Raw genomic sequence first — 15,390 nt, forward strand, 5'->3', positions numbered from 1 at the left:
CGCGGAACTATATTATATGCGTAAAAAAGCCTGTTTCGCCATCTGAAACGGGCTTTATGGCATGGCTGAACATGCTTTTTGACAGTATGGAAAAGCCTGTTCCGCATCGCAATATATGCATAAACATAATAAATGGATTGTATTGGAATGAGCCATACGGGCTTTTCCGGATAAAAGAATCAGACTTTACTGGCTTAAAGTGTCATTTTAGCCGTAATAAAAACGAAACAGACCGGTAGGACAACATGTTCCTCCGGTCTGTTTTGAAGATTTATTATGATGTTTTCAATTATCCCTTTTATGCATAAATATTCATTTATATGGGTTGTTATTCTGTCTGGATGAGGAATAACAAAAGATGTGTCTTATGCAAGCATATGTCACCATTTCAGATGGGTTTGCAACATCACAGTCTCAATCTCACGTCAAATCCAATCTGTACAGGATACCCGCGCTGCGCGAAACAGTTCCTTGTTCCGGTAGCGGAACTGTCTATGGCAAATGTGTTATATTTGGTATCTGTTATGTTTTTACCCCATAATGTCAGTATTGCATTGCCTATTTTTCCTTCCACACGTGCTCCCAGTAATGCGTAGAACGGCTGTGAATAACTGTTGGTCTCGTCCCAGTATATTCTTCCCTGAGCAGAGATATTGGCACCGAAAGTGAGAGACTCGAGTCTGCTTCCCGACAGGTCAAGTCTGTAAGCCACGTCAGCTCCTATCGTGTGCATAGGTATGTATGGCACCTTCTTGTCTTTATAGTCGCGCACGACATTCTTGCCGTCTACTTTTATGCTGTCTTTATATTCTTTGAACACGGCATGTGTGAGACCATAGCTTGCCATCCATGAAAGATGATTGTTAAAAGCCTTTCCTCTTACAGAAGCCTCAATGCCGCAGCTTCTGCTTTTCCCGGCGTTCACCATCATTCTTCCGAAGCCGTAGTTGCCTGCCATTACGGAAAGCTGTTGGTTGCTCACGTGCATGTAATATGCGGATATATCGAAACTTATGGCATGTTCAGGAAGGTTTATGTGAGCTCCCACCTCATAGTTCCAGCTTGTTTCCGGTTTGTAGGCTATGGTTTTGTTCACCTTATAATAATCCTCCTTAGAATGTGGTACGTCATAATCGCCTCTCATGGCATTTGACTGATTCTTCATCAGTTCTGTCTGAAGTATGTCTGAGAACATCTGTATGTTGTATCCTCCGGCACGATAACCCTTGCTGACAGACATATATATATTGCTGTTGTTATTATCAAGACGGTATGTAAGTCCGAATTTTGGAAGCAGCTGGCTGAAGTCGTCTTTTGCATTGCTTAGCAGATGTGAGGACAGTGTGTATGTAGCCTCTTTCCCCATGACTTTTGCGGTCATTGCCATCAGAGCCTTTGTGTCGTAATTTATTTCAGTCTGACTGAAATCGTAGCGCAGACCTATTGTTGCGTTAAGGCGGTCTGTAATGCTTATGTTCGACTCATGAAACAGACCGAGATTAAAGTGTGGTGTATGGAATACACCGGGTACGGTAAGTGCCATGCCGAGTGATATGCCGCCCGATTTTTCAACAGTGTTCTTTGCCATTTCCATCGCAACGCTTTCCGGCATGCCGCCTGCCATCATTTTCTGTGCAATTGAACCGACAATGGCATTATACATGGCACTCTGTATTTTATCAGATATTGGCTTTGTCATACCCTCACCGAAATAAACCGGAGCGTTTGTCTTGAGCCACATGTATGAGCCGAACAGTCCGAAAGTCCATTTCCACCGTCTGTCGCTTTTGCTTTTGACGGTTATCTCTTCCGTCAAGGCATTCTGGAATTGACGCTGCGTAAGGTGCATGTAGTCTATCGGTGTATAGTCCTGATCCATAAGCATGTAGTCCTTCAGATATTGATAGGAGGTTGTTGCATTAAAGTCAAAATTGTCTTCTTTCAATCTGAATGTCAGACCGGTGTTGAATATGTTGCGTCTGTAATTGTTCTGATAATTGAATGACGGCTCCGCAGTTGTTCCTGTTTTTTCGTCATACAGACCATATGCGAATCCGTTTTGCTTTACATACTGATAGTCGGCTACAAAATCAACAGATAATTTATTACCGGAGTCATATACAAGACGTGCCTTTCCTCCAGCCTCATTCATCTTGTCGGCGCGTTCTCCGGTAGCTGTGTTGCGGAGGAAGCCATTGGTTCCGTTGTAAAAGCCTGCAATGGAAAAAGCGAGCTTGTCGCTTATCTTACCGTAGTGGGCTATTTCTATATTGCGCAGAAAATGCGACCCGATGCTTAGTTTTACGTCTGTTCCGCTATACGACATGGGATTCGGTGTGTAGAGTCTTATAAGTCCTCCTTCAGTATTTTGTCCGTATAGCGTTCCTTGAGGGCCTCTCATCACATCTATACGCTCTACCTGATATGTATAGAAGTTCAAGGCACTTTTATTTATTATTGGCATGCCGTCAACGTATAATCCTATGGCAGGACTGTTTATTCGTGAGCCTATTCCTCTGACATAGACGGAAGATGTGAGGCGTGATCCGTAATCAGGCATTGCAAACGATGGTGCATATGCAGACAGACCGTTAAGACTGTTCACTTTCAGTGAATTTATGTCGTTACCGGAAAACGAGGAGGAACTCAGTGCCTGCATTCTCAGACGATAGTTCTCTTTGGGTTGTGATACGACTATTATTTCGTCTATGTCGAAGATACGCGATGTGTCAAGTACCTCCGGTCTTTCATTTATGCCGCACGATATTCTTGCATTCAGTGCAGCGGTCGTAACGCATAGGATTGACATTACGGCAAGTCTTTTCATACTCATTGGCTGTGTGTTTTTGTGCAAAGTTACACCGTTTGCAGCATTGCGGCAATCCTTATTTATTATGATTTGCTCATTCGTTCACCGTTCCACAATAAGGACATTTTCCTTTTTTATGCAACCCCGCACCGCAGTTGCCACAAATATAGTAACGGCTGCTGTGTCTGAAATAACGGTATAATGCGAATATGACATATGCAAGAAACATCAGATAGCCTATATAATAAAGTGTTGCTATGCTGAAGAGAATATAGTTTATTGCGCACATGCCGATAAGTCCACCCAAATAGTGGGTTGCCTCACCGAATGGCAGCTTATGGAATATTTCATCAATGGCAGCCAATGTCACTATAATGATGAACCATACCGTACACAGAAAGACTGAGAGTGCCGGTGGCTGCACAAATGGATTGAGGCTGGGATGAAAGTAGAAATGCCTCCACATGTCCGGTGCGAACATTTGTATGCTCGAATAGAACATGGCGGCAAATGCCACAGACAATGCGAGAAGAGTAGGGTAGAATGATGGTATGTCATTGAAATGCACCACCTTTGCGTTTATCTTGAATATGAGATGAAACACGTAACTCGCTCCTATTATGCTTATTATGATAAGGAATATGAGCAGATGGGTGTCTGAGAACATCGATATGAACTGTGAAATGGGGTCGTCCGGCACCACTCCTGAAAGGAGACGGTTCTCTTGTATCCATCCGAATGTGAACTGGTCTCGTGCCACCTGAATCCATACCGAGTCGGCTCTGTCATCAGATGTCCTTGTATCCACAACTACAATGTTGTCGTGTTTGCGTATTACTATCGTGTCGTTCCCTACAGGGCTGCTTGCGTAAGGCATTTGCCTGCACAGAACGATTGAGTCTGCTTTGACTACAAAGTTGTAGTTCCTGGCATAATGATGTGTTTTTAAGAACGATATGGAGTCGAGTTGTCTTTCATTATATGCAACGTTGTCCTTCGCATTCTTAAACTTTGTTCTGCTGTGATAGCATCCTCCCATGAGAAGGAATGACAGGAATATGGTTATGACAGTAATTTTATTTCTCGGCATATACTTTCATCTGGCAATTGTTACAGTCAAATTTCAGTCGGAATCTTCTGTTGTCTTTGAGGACAAGATATAGAGGCTCTTTCCATGGAGCCTTTCTTTCGCATTGTTTTGTGCAATATCCCATTTCGTATCTGATGCAATACCTGCATGTCATTATCGGTGTGCCACTGACTTCATAGTTATTCGACACTTCAATGGCTACAGGTGCATCTTTAGGTCCGAGTTCATTGTACAACTCTCTGGCAAGCCTGTTTGCGACATTCGCGGCATTTATATCTTCGGCAGAAATTATATCTTTACCGATAGTTTCCGGCAAGATAAAAGGCGTCGGTTGTTCTTCATGTTGTGATGTGTACAGACTTGAGAACTTTTTCAATGTGTTCCGTCTTAACTCCGCAAGAATACTTGATGGGATGAACCTTGACCCTGTATCGGATGAAATGATTATTTCATCGGCTGAATATGGAGTATTGCCTAATTTACTTAATTGCATCCTCATGTTTTCATCCTGCGGTTTGTGCGCAGCTTCCGAGATATAATATATCTTTTCTGTTGCCGTGTGACCGTCGCTGTCTTGTATTGTCAGTTCCACGTTATTCTGTGAAGCGGACAGCACCATCCTTATATTGATTTTTCTTTTTGCCGTAGTAGTTGACATCATGTTCTCAAATAGCTGGTCATTATTACGGTATAACGCCATACGAGGCTTCAGGTTTTCAGGCATATTAAAAGGATAGAGCCGGTTGTTTAAGACCTTGTTTACTCTAAAGCCTTCAAGTTGTTGGTTTTCATTAATAAAACAAAGTCCATCACCATTACTGAAACTTTTGGTTCCCGATACGCTGATCGAATTATGCCTTATCTCCTTGACATTACCAACAAACTCACCTATTGCTTTCGGTGTATTGACAGATGCTATACCTTGTTTACGTCCATATAGAAAATAATCAGTAAAACCACGGTTAAACGTCTTGTTCAAATCTGGCTTGAAAGAATATACCGACTTTCCGGCAGAAGCTCTTTTATATTTGTCCGGATTTAACGAAATAATCCTGTCCAGCTCTTGATTATATGCGGCAACTACATTCTTCACATAATCCACATTCTTCAATCTGCCTTCAATCTTTAATGATGTTACCCCGGCTTCAAGCAGCTCCTGCATACTGTTTAATCTGCTCATGTCTTTAAGAGACAGCATATATTTGTCTTTCAGAATCGTTTTATCTGTACTGTCCCTAAGATCGAATTTCAGTCTGCAGAACTGTGCGCAATTGCCTCTGTTGGCACTGCGACGGAAACAATATTCTGAAGCATAGCATGCTCCGGAATAGCTCACGCAAAGTGCTCCGTGGACAAAGGCTTCCAATTCTATATCCGGTATCTCTTTATGTATCTCATTTATTTCCTTCAAGGAAAGCTCTCTCGCAAGGACAACTCTTTTGAAGCCAGAACTCCTCAGCCATTTCACCTTTTCCACATTCCTGTTATCTGTCTGTGTACTGGCATGCAACACCATTTTGCTTTTGATGTCATTGCATATCTTTAATATTGCCATGTCCTGCACAAGTATTGCGTCTACGTTTATCTCCTCGAGTTTTCTTATAAGGTTCTCAACCTGACCGATTTCGCTATCAAATATAATTGTATTTATTGTAACATAAACCTTTGCATTATATTGATGCGCGTATCGGCACAATTGTCCAATGTCATCTATGGAATTTCCTGCTGCAACGCGAGCTCCAAAATTGTCCGCACCGATATACACAGCATCTGCTCCATGGTCTATGGCAGCAATCCCGCATTGTAGATTCTTTGCCGGTGCAAGCAGTTCTACCTTTCTTATCATTCGTGTCTGGTATTATTTGATTTTATTAATATCGTATGGCGTTTCCTGATAGATGTAATAATTGATCCAATTGCTGAACAAAAGGTTTGCGTGCGCGCGCCATGTTACCAATGGTGGATTATCCGGATTGTTGTTTATATAATAGTTCAACGGCATTTCAACGTCATCTCGCTTGCCTAAATCACGCTTATATTCTATATCCAAAGTGTTTGGTGCATATTCGAAATGTCCTGTTATGAAAAACTCTCTCCCGTTGCGTGCCATTACGATACTTACACCACTGTCTTCTGATTCAGCAAGAAGGGTCAGTTCATTTTTTGCAACAATGTCTTCTCTTCTTATTTCTGTATGTCTGCTATGCGGCATAAAAAAAAGATCGTCAAAGCCTCGGAATATTGGTTGTTTGAGATCAAGCGGTCTCTGTTGAAACACTCCGAACATTTTCTTCTGAAGCGGGTACTTAGGAATACCATAGTGATAATAAAGCCCAGCCTGTGCAGCCCAACATATATATATGGTACTTGTGACATGTGTGCGAGCCCATGAGAATATTGTGGTTATCTCCTGCCAGTAAGAAACGTCTTCATATTCCATGTGTTCGATTGGTGCTCCTGTAATAATCATACCGTCGAATTTCTCTTTTTGCAGCAAATCGAAGTCTTTATAGAACATCATCATGTGTTCAATCGGAGTGTTTTTCGGAGTGTGGCTTTTGAGCTTCATGAAAAATATCTCCATCTGTAATGGTGTATTGGACAGAAGCCTGATAAGGTCTGTCTCTGTTGTTATTTTGATTGGCATCAAATTCAATATGATTATTCTAAGCGGACGAATATCTTGTTTAGTCGCCCGTGAATTATCCATTACGAAAATATTCTCTTTCTTCAGAATCTCTATTGCAGGGAGCTTATCAGGTAATCGTAGAGGCATTGTTTTTACTTTTTTATTGTAATTAAAGCAAAGATAATGCAAACGAACGCAATGAGATGTCGCTCTCAGATTGCCGATCGCAGCTTATCTTATGCAAAGATACGGAATAAAAACGAAAACAGAAATTACTTTTATTACCATTGGGCATTATTGTCATAAAATAATTATTGTTTAATCAAACAGCCCGTTTGTGTTAAACACAACGGGCTGTTTATTATTTTATTATTGGCAAATGAAAGTAAGTTCTTCCTTTTGTGGAGATTTATCTATGGTTATAATTCCATTTGATTTTATTTCTTCGGAAAGAATCTTTTCACACAGCTGATTCTCAATATAGTTCTGTATCGCACGTTTTAACGGACGTGCGCCAAACTGGCTGTCATAACCTTTAGATGCGACAAAGTCTTTAGCGGCATCCGTAATATCAACGGAATATCCAAGCTCTTTGATTCTTGAGAATAGCGTTTTTAATTCTATATCAATTATCATCCTTATGGAGTTCCTGTCCAGCTGATCAAATGTCACTATTTCATCAAGCCTGTTCAGAAACTCAGGGGTGAACTGTTTGCTCATATGCTTTTTTATTATATTCCTGGCATATTCCTTTTGTGAACTGTCATCATTTGCCTCACCAGACATGTTGAATCCTATTGATTTACCGAATTCCCTTAACTGACGGGTTCCTGAATTAGACGTCATTATGATAATTGTATTCCTGAAATCGACAGTCCTACCATTACCGTCTGTCAGCCTGCCATCATCAAGAACCTGTAGCAGCATATTGAAAACATTGCTGTGAGCCTTCTCGATTTCATCAAGCAATACAATAGAGTAGGGATGACGTCTAACCTTTTCAGTCAACTGTCCACCGCTTTCATAGCCAACATATCCCGGAGGAGCACCAATAAGCCTTGATGTATTGAAACTCTCCGAATACTCGCTCATATCTATTCGAATGAGAGAATCCTGGCTTCCGAACATCATTTCTGCAAGTTTTTTTGCAAGGAATGTTTTGCCCACACCGGTTGGACCAAGAAACATAAATACCCCTATCGGTTTATTGGGATCCCTCATGCCGATACGATTACGCTTTATACATCTTACTATTTTATCTATTGCGTCATCTTGACCGATAATCTGCTGTTTCAGCTCCATATCAAGATTTCGCAGCCTGCTGCCCTCTGAGCGTTCAATACGCTGTACAGGTATTCCAGACATTACAGAGACAACTTCAGCCACATCTTTTTCTGTTACAGTTTCCCTATGCCTGCCATATTCTTCAGTCCATTTTTCATTTAACGTCTGAAGTTCTTTTTCAAGTTGGCTCTGTCTGTCTCTCAACTCCGCAGCTTTCTCAAAGTTCTGACCGGATACAGCCTGCCTTTTTTCTTCTTCCACATCTTTTATCTGCTTTTCTTTTTCAATAATTGATGGAGGCATTTTAGCATTCTTGATTTGAACTTTAGAACCCACCTCATCAAGAGCGTCTATCGCTTTATCCGGGAAAGAACGGTCTGTTATATAACGTTCAGTCAATTTCACGCAAGCTTCTATTGCCTCATCAGTGTAATTGACACTATGATGACGTTCGTAGCGGTCTTTGATATTTTTTAAAATACTTAATGTCTGGTCATAACTCGTCGGTTCGATAAGTACTTTCTGGAAACGACGCTCAAGAGCTCCGTCCTTCTCTATACTGTTACGATACTCGTCCAATGTCGTTGCGCCTATACATTGTATAACACCTCTTGCAAGAGCTGGTTTCATGATGTTGGCTGCATCCATGCTGCCGGGAGTACTTCCGGCTCCGATAAGCGTATGTATTTCATCAATAAATACAATTATATCCGGATTGTCCTCTATTTCTTTTAACAATGCCTGTATGCGTTCCTCAAACTGTCCTCTATATTTTGTGCCGGCAACAATCGCTGTCATATTCAGACTGACAATACGTTTGTTGTATAACAGGGGAGATGTGTGTCTTTTGGCAATCATCTGGGCAAGCCCCTCGGCAATAGCACTTTTACCAACTCCCGGTTCACCTATTAATATTGGATTGTTTTTCTTTCTACGGCACAGAATCTCAATTACTCTCTGTATTTCTTTCTCACGTCCGACAACCATGTCCAGTTTACCGTCTCTGGCAGCCTGTGTCAGGTCTATAGAAAAATTATTGAGTATAGGAGTTTTTGTCTGATTTATTTGTGCCGTATTCGCTGACCTTTTATCACTTTTATCTGAGTTAGGGCTTCTCTGTATGTCCTCTTCATCATCAGAAAGCTCAAGACCGTTTGTTATTTGATTTTTTTGCTGAATATATTTCACAATTTCTTTATAAGATATTTTGTTCTGTTCTAAAATCTCTTTTGCACCATTGTTTGAGCGGTCATGCAATATTGCCAGCACGACATGATTCGCATCTACAAACATATTATGCTGCAGACGGGCTTCAAGAACAGACAGTTTTAAAATGTTGTTGGCCATCTCGTTCAAGGCAAGTTCCTCCATCTGATTGTCATCGACATTTACTGTTTGACTCAGAAGGACTTTTTCTTCCAGTTCATTTATTATTGAATCAGGCTCTATATTTAATTTTGAGAACAAATCCGTTAAAATACTATTCTTCTGTTTCAGTATTCCAAGTAACAAATGTTCCGGACCGATCTGACTACTTGATAAGCGAAACGCCTCATCCTTGCTTATTGCAAGGATTCTGGAAATGTCATTTGAAAATTGGTTCATCATATTATATACTTGTTATAACATTAATATGATATCAATGCAAATACCATGCCAATTAAAATTTTTCTTTACATCCCTGCATCATATTACTGATCTGAACAATGCGTTGCTTTTTTTCCGCAGAAATGCCGTAATGCTTATAATATGCAAGTGAGCTGCTGAAATACTCATATGCAACATCATAACGCTCACTGTACATATAGCATAATGCCATCCTGTATAAGATATCGGCTTTTTCGTTATCTAAGCATAGTATTGTCGCTTTTTCATAATAAGGTATAGCTTTATTATATTCATTCTGCATGAAACAGCTCTCTGCCAAACAGTAATAATATACTGACTGTTCGCGTGGAGCCAAAACCGCAAGCTCAGATATTGTGCCTTCAAGAATTTTACATGCATTCTTGTAGTCCCATTCATAAAAATAACAGACTCCCATGTACGCCTTGAATCTTGGATTAAGGGCATATTTTTTGTTTAAATCCTCCAGAAGCAATAATGCCTCGTGGTACTTTCCACCTTGAAAATATCCAATCGCCCGTTCCAGCTTTTCCGTATCATCTCTTTTAATCTGTTGGGCGTTTATACGAAAAGAACACAATATACATAGAAGTAAAATTATATATGTTTTAACTAGCATTCTGTTTATTCAGTGTAGAACTTTATTATATCAGTAATGGCTTTCTGACATATTTGGCAAAATTCAGCCGTTTCATTTGTTCGCATGCGGCATTCCTGCTGACCTCTGAACACACCATGCAAACTATATCCGGCTCCTTCGTATATTCCTACTTTATTCTTATTTTCGGAGGACAAAGGCGTTGGAATCGATGTACCCTTATCTATCATATTCTCCCATTTGCCATGAAAATCAACCAGTGTTGTAATGTTACGTTCCCATGGTTCTATATCATGCGGATACATGGGGATGTCTTCTGTCTCATATGCATATTCATCAGCAAGTCCGGCGAAACTGTGTCCGAACTCATGTACTACAACCTGTTTGAATTTATCATGATGTGTCATAGACAAATTGTAAGAGTTAAGTATGCCGCCTCCGCCATATTTGTTTGTATTTACAAGTACGATGATGTGTTCATATGGAGTGCCTGCCAATATATCGTGCATATCCTTTAAATTAAGTGTCGTCAAGTAACGATCGCTGTAAAATGTGTCAAAATGACTGTTTAAGGCAGTTTTCTTCCATATTCCGGCAGACGGCTCGCTGCATCCGCTTTCTTCTGACGGTGACATGACGGCTATGACGTTAAACCTTCCCTTATATTTCTTAAATGGCTCGTGTGCAAAAATGGCATCATTCGCGGTTTTGGCATCATTCAAAAAAACATTCATTTCCTCTTGCTTATATCCTTCCGCAATATAAGCTATATGGATGCAGCGAGTTGTATCCTCTGCCTGCTGAAGAGTCTTATACGGCGTCACATTCTTAAATCCTATCTGTTTTATCAGAATGTCCTCAGGATTTACGACATGAGTGAATGACTTCATTATTTCTCTGCGATTGTTTCTTATATCCACAGTCACGTTTGCCTTACGCCTCGGCATAGGTATAAGAAATACATTCTCGAATGAGCGTACGTTGTCTATGGCATCGTCATAAGACAGCCATTCCTGAAACAATGTGGAAAATGAATTTCTATAAATCACTTCTCCGCTATCGTAGTCTCTTACAGTGATCTGTCCGTTGCCCTCAACAGGCAATTCTGCCAGATTCGTCTTTTTCCCATACCATACCGGCATTACATTTAATTTATCAACAGCAACCATCTGCATGTGTCTGTTTCCGGAAAAGACATAGTCTATTCTCAGTGTACTGTCTTTGAAATTTTCATTAAAATGCTGTGCATTGACTGTATTAACGGAGCAAAACACCATTATTAACAGTATGTAAATAAAGTATTTCATTGTCATGGTCGGTTTGGTCATATTAGTATGAATTGCATATCTCATTATATAATATATGTATATACGGTCTGTTCCAATCATCTATATGATATTTGGTGTTTCCATACAGTAACAAATCTATATCTACTTTGACATGTCCTGATTTATGGTCTTCATGAGAGCTTTCGCATGCATTCTCAATCCGTTTTAATATGTTCAATATATCATCTACAGCTAACGTTGTCTCGGTGATTCCAAGACAATTCAAGAACTGTCCGGATATTATATTTATCGGGTCTGTCCATAATGATGTCGAATATTTAATACAAGGAAAGTACTCATTTAGCAATCTTTTGGCTTCATCGATGTTTTTGCGCTGCTCTATATTTGAGCCTATGGAAAATATAATTTTAATATTACTGTTTATTTCATGCTCCATTTCAAATAAAAATAATATATTTCAAAAAACTTATATTCCGTTGCAAATGTATTAAAAAAAACTCACATTAATGCGAGTTCCGCCGGTTTTATATCTGTCAATTACCGGAATATAAAAACTGCGGTGGTAACATGAATTCTAAAAATATACATACTTACATGATTATCCGGATGTTTACAATTGAAAGAATCTGTTCCGCACACACTTTATTCTGACGTTTACAGCTATCGTTCATTAAATGTCTGTTATGCTGAAATTAATACTATTTAAAGCGTATGAGAGTCTGACACGCCAGTTATATGAACGGATAATAACCAACCCGACATTTAAAATCAATCGTACTAGGATGGATTTTGATTGCCGCCCAATTTCAACCGGTGTCTCAAAACACGTAAATTCATATGTAAATTCAAAAAAGCGCAAAGACGGTGAGGAATATTCCAGTGTGCCATTTTAGCAGACATTCGTTCGTTATACAATCGGGAAATGTCTGTACAGAAATGTCTGAACAGGCAAACTGATAATTTTCCGAACCGTTATTTTTTTACAGCCGGAGGCATGGTTTACACAAATGACATCCGAAACGTCTGCCCATTGTCATCGCGGACATTAATTTTGTATATCCCTGATTATTGATGCTGACAAATATAATTTCCTGTCTTGAACTACGTATATGAATTCTTAACGTTATGTTTTTTAGAGTACTGCCGTGAACAGTTCGTGTAATGCAGAAATCAGAGGACCTGGCAAGAACAATGAACGGACTGTCGGCGTTAACTGTCGTTATGTTAATTCCGGAAAGGAATTAACTTTGTCATTTTACATTGTTTCATATGGCAGAAACGCGATAAATAGTGTTTAATACACTGTTCTCACAGCTTTGATATATGTTTTTGATATGTGATTGCCTCCAATATGCCTTTATCGCATTGTCATAGAGCCTTTTTTATTAGATGAAAGTACGTATTTTTTTATAAGTGATTGAGAATGAGATAAGTTTTTATCTCATAAAAAGAAGAGGTTACGAATTAGAAATAAACAGAATGTAGYATCCTGCTGTGATTTGCATAACCATCCAAAGAACTCTTTCGGTTGCAAAGGTACGATATTTAATCGGGGATAAAGAATGTTTTAAGATTTTTTATCCTCGATTTTTTACTTGGATAAATCTGTTTTTATTAAACCATATTCTTCTCTATTCTTTGCTATTTCCATTTCAATCCATTCAAACTTATGTGGCAATGGTTTCTGTTTTTTGAATGGTCTATTTCGTTTGYATATTCTCATCCTTTCGTGTGTTTTGTATAAAAGTCAGCCGTCGTCGCAGAAAGACAGTCCTCGTACCTCAGACTAACTTCCTCCGACTATGGYACGGCAAGAAAAATCCTTGGCGGTATGCCTTGAAATACTTCAAGACTATACTGCCAAGGACTTTTCTTTGTTTGCCGTGCTGACAACGGCTGACTTTTATAGCCACAACTCGCAGTTCCATTTTTATCGCACAATCCAAACAACATGAAACAGTGGCACGCCATCCTTTCATGTCTCAATAGTACGGCATGAGGAAAAGTGTTTCTTTTTGTCGGTTGCAGGCTAACCGATCAAAATAAACACCATTCCTTGATTTGCCGTACAATTTTGTTTGCATACTCCACCGCAAGAAAGAAGTCATTGATGTAAAYCCCAACGACCACTTTCATGCTTGGCTGCACAGCCTTGGAGAAAACCCGATGCAAGAAGCATGGACAAGCCATACTCTTCTTTCAYCGGAATTTCTCTGAWGGCTGTGCCATTCTTGTRTGCGATTTCCATTTTCCTAAAAACACTTGCAAGACAGTAATTGTATCCATTTCTCAGAAATGRGTATGCGATAAYCGTRCAGTCCAAAAACTTCCGTGAAGTTTCTATTTTCATTTGYCGCTCTGATTTTCTTTCCTCCACAWGGTCTTTCCTTTTGGCATCAACCGTTATCGTGCAGGTGCAAAGGTATGGCAGCGGGCTTTGGAAATAAAAGGTCGAGCCTTCGGTTTTCGAAAAAATCTCCACACCGTTGGGTAGTATTTTTCCGAAAAACCTTGTATTTCCAGCCTCGCCGCCCTTGAAAGGCACCTGAAACGAAACGACCGATGCGACAGGAAGACGCAAAAAAAATGTCGGAAAAGGGAGCGACAAAAAGGTGAAGAAACGAGAACTTCCCTTCAGCTCCTGGAACCGCAAATAAATTTAATTCAAGGCTATATGACAACAAACATCAATATAACACAGACTTGGTGGAGATTGCTCTCCGCAGTCGGCTCAACCCTCATCACTTTGGTGGCTTGGTTGGGATATATGGCTCTCTGCATGGTCGGTGAAGTCATATTGGGAATTGTGAAGTTCATCTTCGGCATCATCATTTCCATTCTTTCTATGGTGGTACTGATTGGAACATTCATTTGGTTATTGACACTTTAAAGTACAAGCTATATGAACAGAAGCATTGAAGCGATACCTACATGGGCACTCTGCTACATCATCAATGGCGATGCAAGCGGACTGACAGACGAGGAAATCCGTATGGTGGACGAAGCCATACGCAAGAACAATATTGAGATAGTAAGTCCAAGATACAACGAGGACATGTGCACAGAACCTTACTTCAGCCGTTATCCGTTTTTCGGACTGCCTACAGAAGTTGAGGACTGCGACATCATCTATCATGAGTAACGAACCCTTTAACAACATCAGATATGAACACTACAGAATATTTCAAGAGAACCATACAAGCCTATTTGGAGGAGCGTGCTATGGAGGACGAACTCTTTGCAGCCAAGTATGACAACCCCGACAAGAACATAGACGATTGCGTGACCTATATCCTTAATTGGGTACAGAAGAGCGGTTGCAACGGCTTTTGCGATGACGAGATATATGGGCAAGCCATCCACTACTACGAGGAGAAGGACATCGAGGTAGGAAAACCATTGAACTGCCAAGTGTCTGTTAACCACCACATCGAACTCACAGAGGAGGAGAAGGCACAGGCAAGACAGGAAGCCATCCGCCAATATCAGCAAGAGCAGATGAACAAGATGCGTAACCGAGATACCGCCAAGCGCACCTCACAGAGAGCAGACAACGAAGTACACCAACCATCATTATTCGACACGTTATGAAACCAAGAACGAAATATCAGAAGCAAGTCGTAACCTCAAACAAGGGGTTACGACCTATCAAGGGAGCGCAAATGCAATGGGCATTCCGTGAGTGTCTTGACCACTATGCCTTTCAGTTGAAGCACGGACAGACCACYTGCATGGACTGCGGACACACTTGGACTACGGACGAGGATGCGGACAAATGTGTCTGCCCGAAGTGTAAGGCAAARTTGGAAGTGCAGCGCACCAAGCGACAGAAGGCAATGTCTTCTACYTATTTCAGYGTACTCACCGAGCGCAAGGGACTRCAACTTATGCGAGCATTTCAGATGAAAGCMTAYTACCGCAAGGGACAAAAGGCAGACATTTATTGTTGGGAGGTGRCACGCTATTGGATGAACGARAAAGGCAAGGTGGAGGTTATGGCACGCAAGCGCACAATGGGTATCTATATGGACACGTTCTGCTACGACTCCGACATTGAACTGCGCA

General features: G+C 40.5%; 11 protein-coding genes and 1 pseudogene. 3 read left to right on the forward strand and 9 right to left on the reverse strand.

What is annotated here, in order from left to right:
• Positions 1–406: 406 nt before the first annotated feature.
• From BN4609_RS10270 to BN4609_RS16560, 9 genes are all read right to left on the reverse strand, one after another.
• The gene (locus tag BN4609_RS10270; protein ID WP_241033245.1) at positions 407–2,833 is read right to left on the reverse strand and encodes a TonB-dependent receptor; all 2,427 of its coding nucleotides are present in this window, start codon (positions 2,831–2,833) and stop codon (positions 407–409) included.
• A gap of 70 nt (positions 2,834–2,903) precedes the next feature.
• The gene (locus BN4609_RS10275) at positions 2,904–3,899 is read right to left on the reverse strand and encodes a beta-carotene 15,15'-monooxygenase (protein ID WP_068856596.1); all 996 of its coding nucleotides are present in this window, start codon (positions 3,897–3,899) and stop codon (positions 2,904–2,906) included.
• A complete protein-coding gene (locus tag BN4609_RS10280) occupies positions 3,886–5,745 on the reverse strand; it encodes a peptidase U32 family protein (protein WP_241033246.1) in 1,860 nt (619 codons plus the stop codon). The genes BN4609_RS10275 and BN4609_RS10280 overlap by 14 nt, the downstream gene beginning before the upstream one ends.
• A 12-nt stretch (positions 5,746–5,757) precedes the next feature.
• A complete protein-coding gene (gene metA / locus BN4609_RS10285; RefSeq protein WP_021992934.1) occupies positions 5,758–6,675 on the reverse strand; it encodes a homoserine O-acetyltransferase MetA in 918 nt (305 codons plus the stop codon).
• Between the two features lie 222 nt (positions 6,676–6,897).
• Entirely contained in the window at positions 6,898–9,420 is a 2,523-nt protein-coding gene (locus tag BN4609_RS10290) for an ATP-dependent Clp protease ATP-binding subunit (protein ID WP_068856597.1), read from the reverse strand.
• A gap of 52 nt (positions 9,421–9,472) precedes the next feature.
• A complete protein-coding gene (locus tag BN4609_RS10295) occupies positions 9,473–10,057 on the reverse strand; it encodes a tetratricopeptide repeat protein (protein WP_068856598.1) in 585 nt (194 codons plus the stop codon).
• A 5-nt stretch (positions 10,058–10,062) separates the two neighbouring features.
• On the reverse strand, positions 10,063–11,343 hold the full coding sequence (locus tag BN4609_RS10300; RefSeq protein WP_068856611.1) for a M64 family metallopeptidase: 1,281 nt from the start codon (positions 11,341–11,343) through the stop codon (positions 10,063–10,065).
• A gap of 22 nt (positions 11,344–11,365) precedes the next feature.
• Positions 11,366–11,761, reverse strand: coding sequence for a 2-amino-4-hydroxy-6-hydroxymethyldihydropteridine diphosphokinase (locus BN4609_RS17260; protein WP_021992938.1), 396 nt, complete (start codon positions 11,759–11,761; stop codon positions 11,366–11,368).
• Positions 11,762–13,995: 2,234 nt separating this feature from the next.
• Entirely contained in the window at positions 13,996–14,196 is a 201-nt protein-coding gene (locus tag BN4609_RS16560; protein WP_164071641.1) for a hypothetical protein, read from the reverse strand.
• Between the two features lie 31 nt (positions 14,197–14,227).
• Here BN4609_RS16560 and BN4609_RS10315 point away from each other — a divergent pair, with 31 nt between their 5' ends.
• From BN4609_RS10315 to BN4609_RS10325, 3 genes and pseudogenes are all read left to right on the forward strand, one after another.
• Entirely contained in the window at positions 14,228–14,467 is a 240-nt protein-coding gene (locus tag BN4609_RS10315) for a DUF6926 domain-containing protein (RefSeq protein ID WP_005823735.1), read from the forward strand.
• A gap of 23 nt (positions 14,468–14,490) precedes the next feature.
• Positions 14,491–14,916 (forward strand): PcfK-like family protein, encoded by a 426-nt coding sequence (locus tag BN4609_RS10320; RefSeq protein WP_068856600.1) that lies wholly within the window; start codon positions 14,491–14,493, stop codon positions 14,914–14,916.
• Positions 14,913–15,390 (forward strand): annotated as a pseudogene (locus BN4609_RS10325) (PcfJ domain-containing protein); the annotation flags it as partial. The gene BN4609_RS10320 and the pseudogene BN4609_RS10325, both read left to right, overlap by 4 nt.

Origin of the sequence: Leyella lascolaii, from assembly GCF_900079775.1 — a bacterium.
Lineage (GTDB): Bacteria > Bacteroidota > Bacteroidia > Bacteroidales > Bacteroidaceae > Prevotella > Prevotella lascolaii.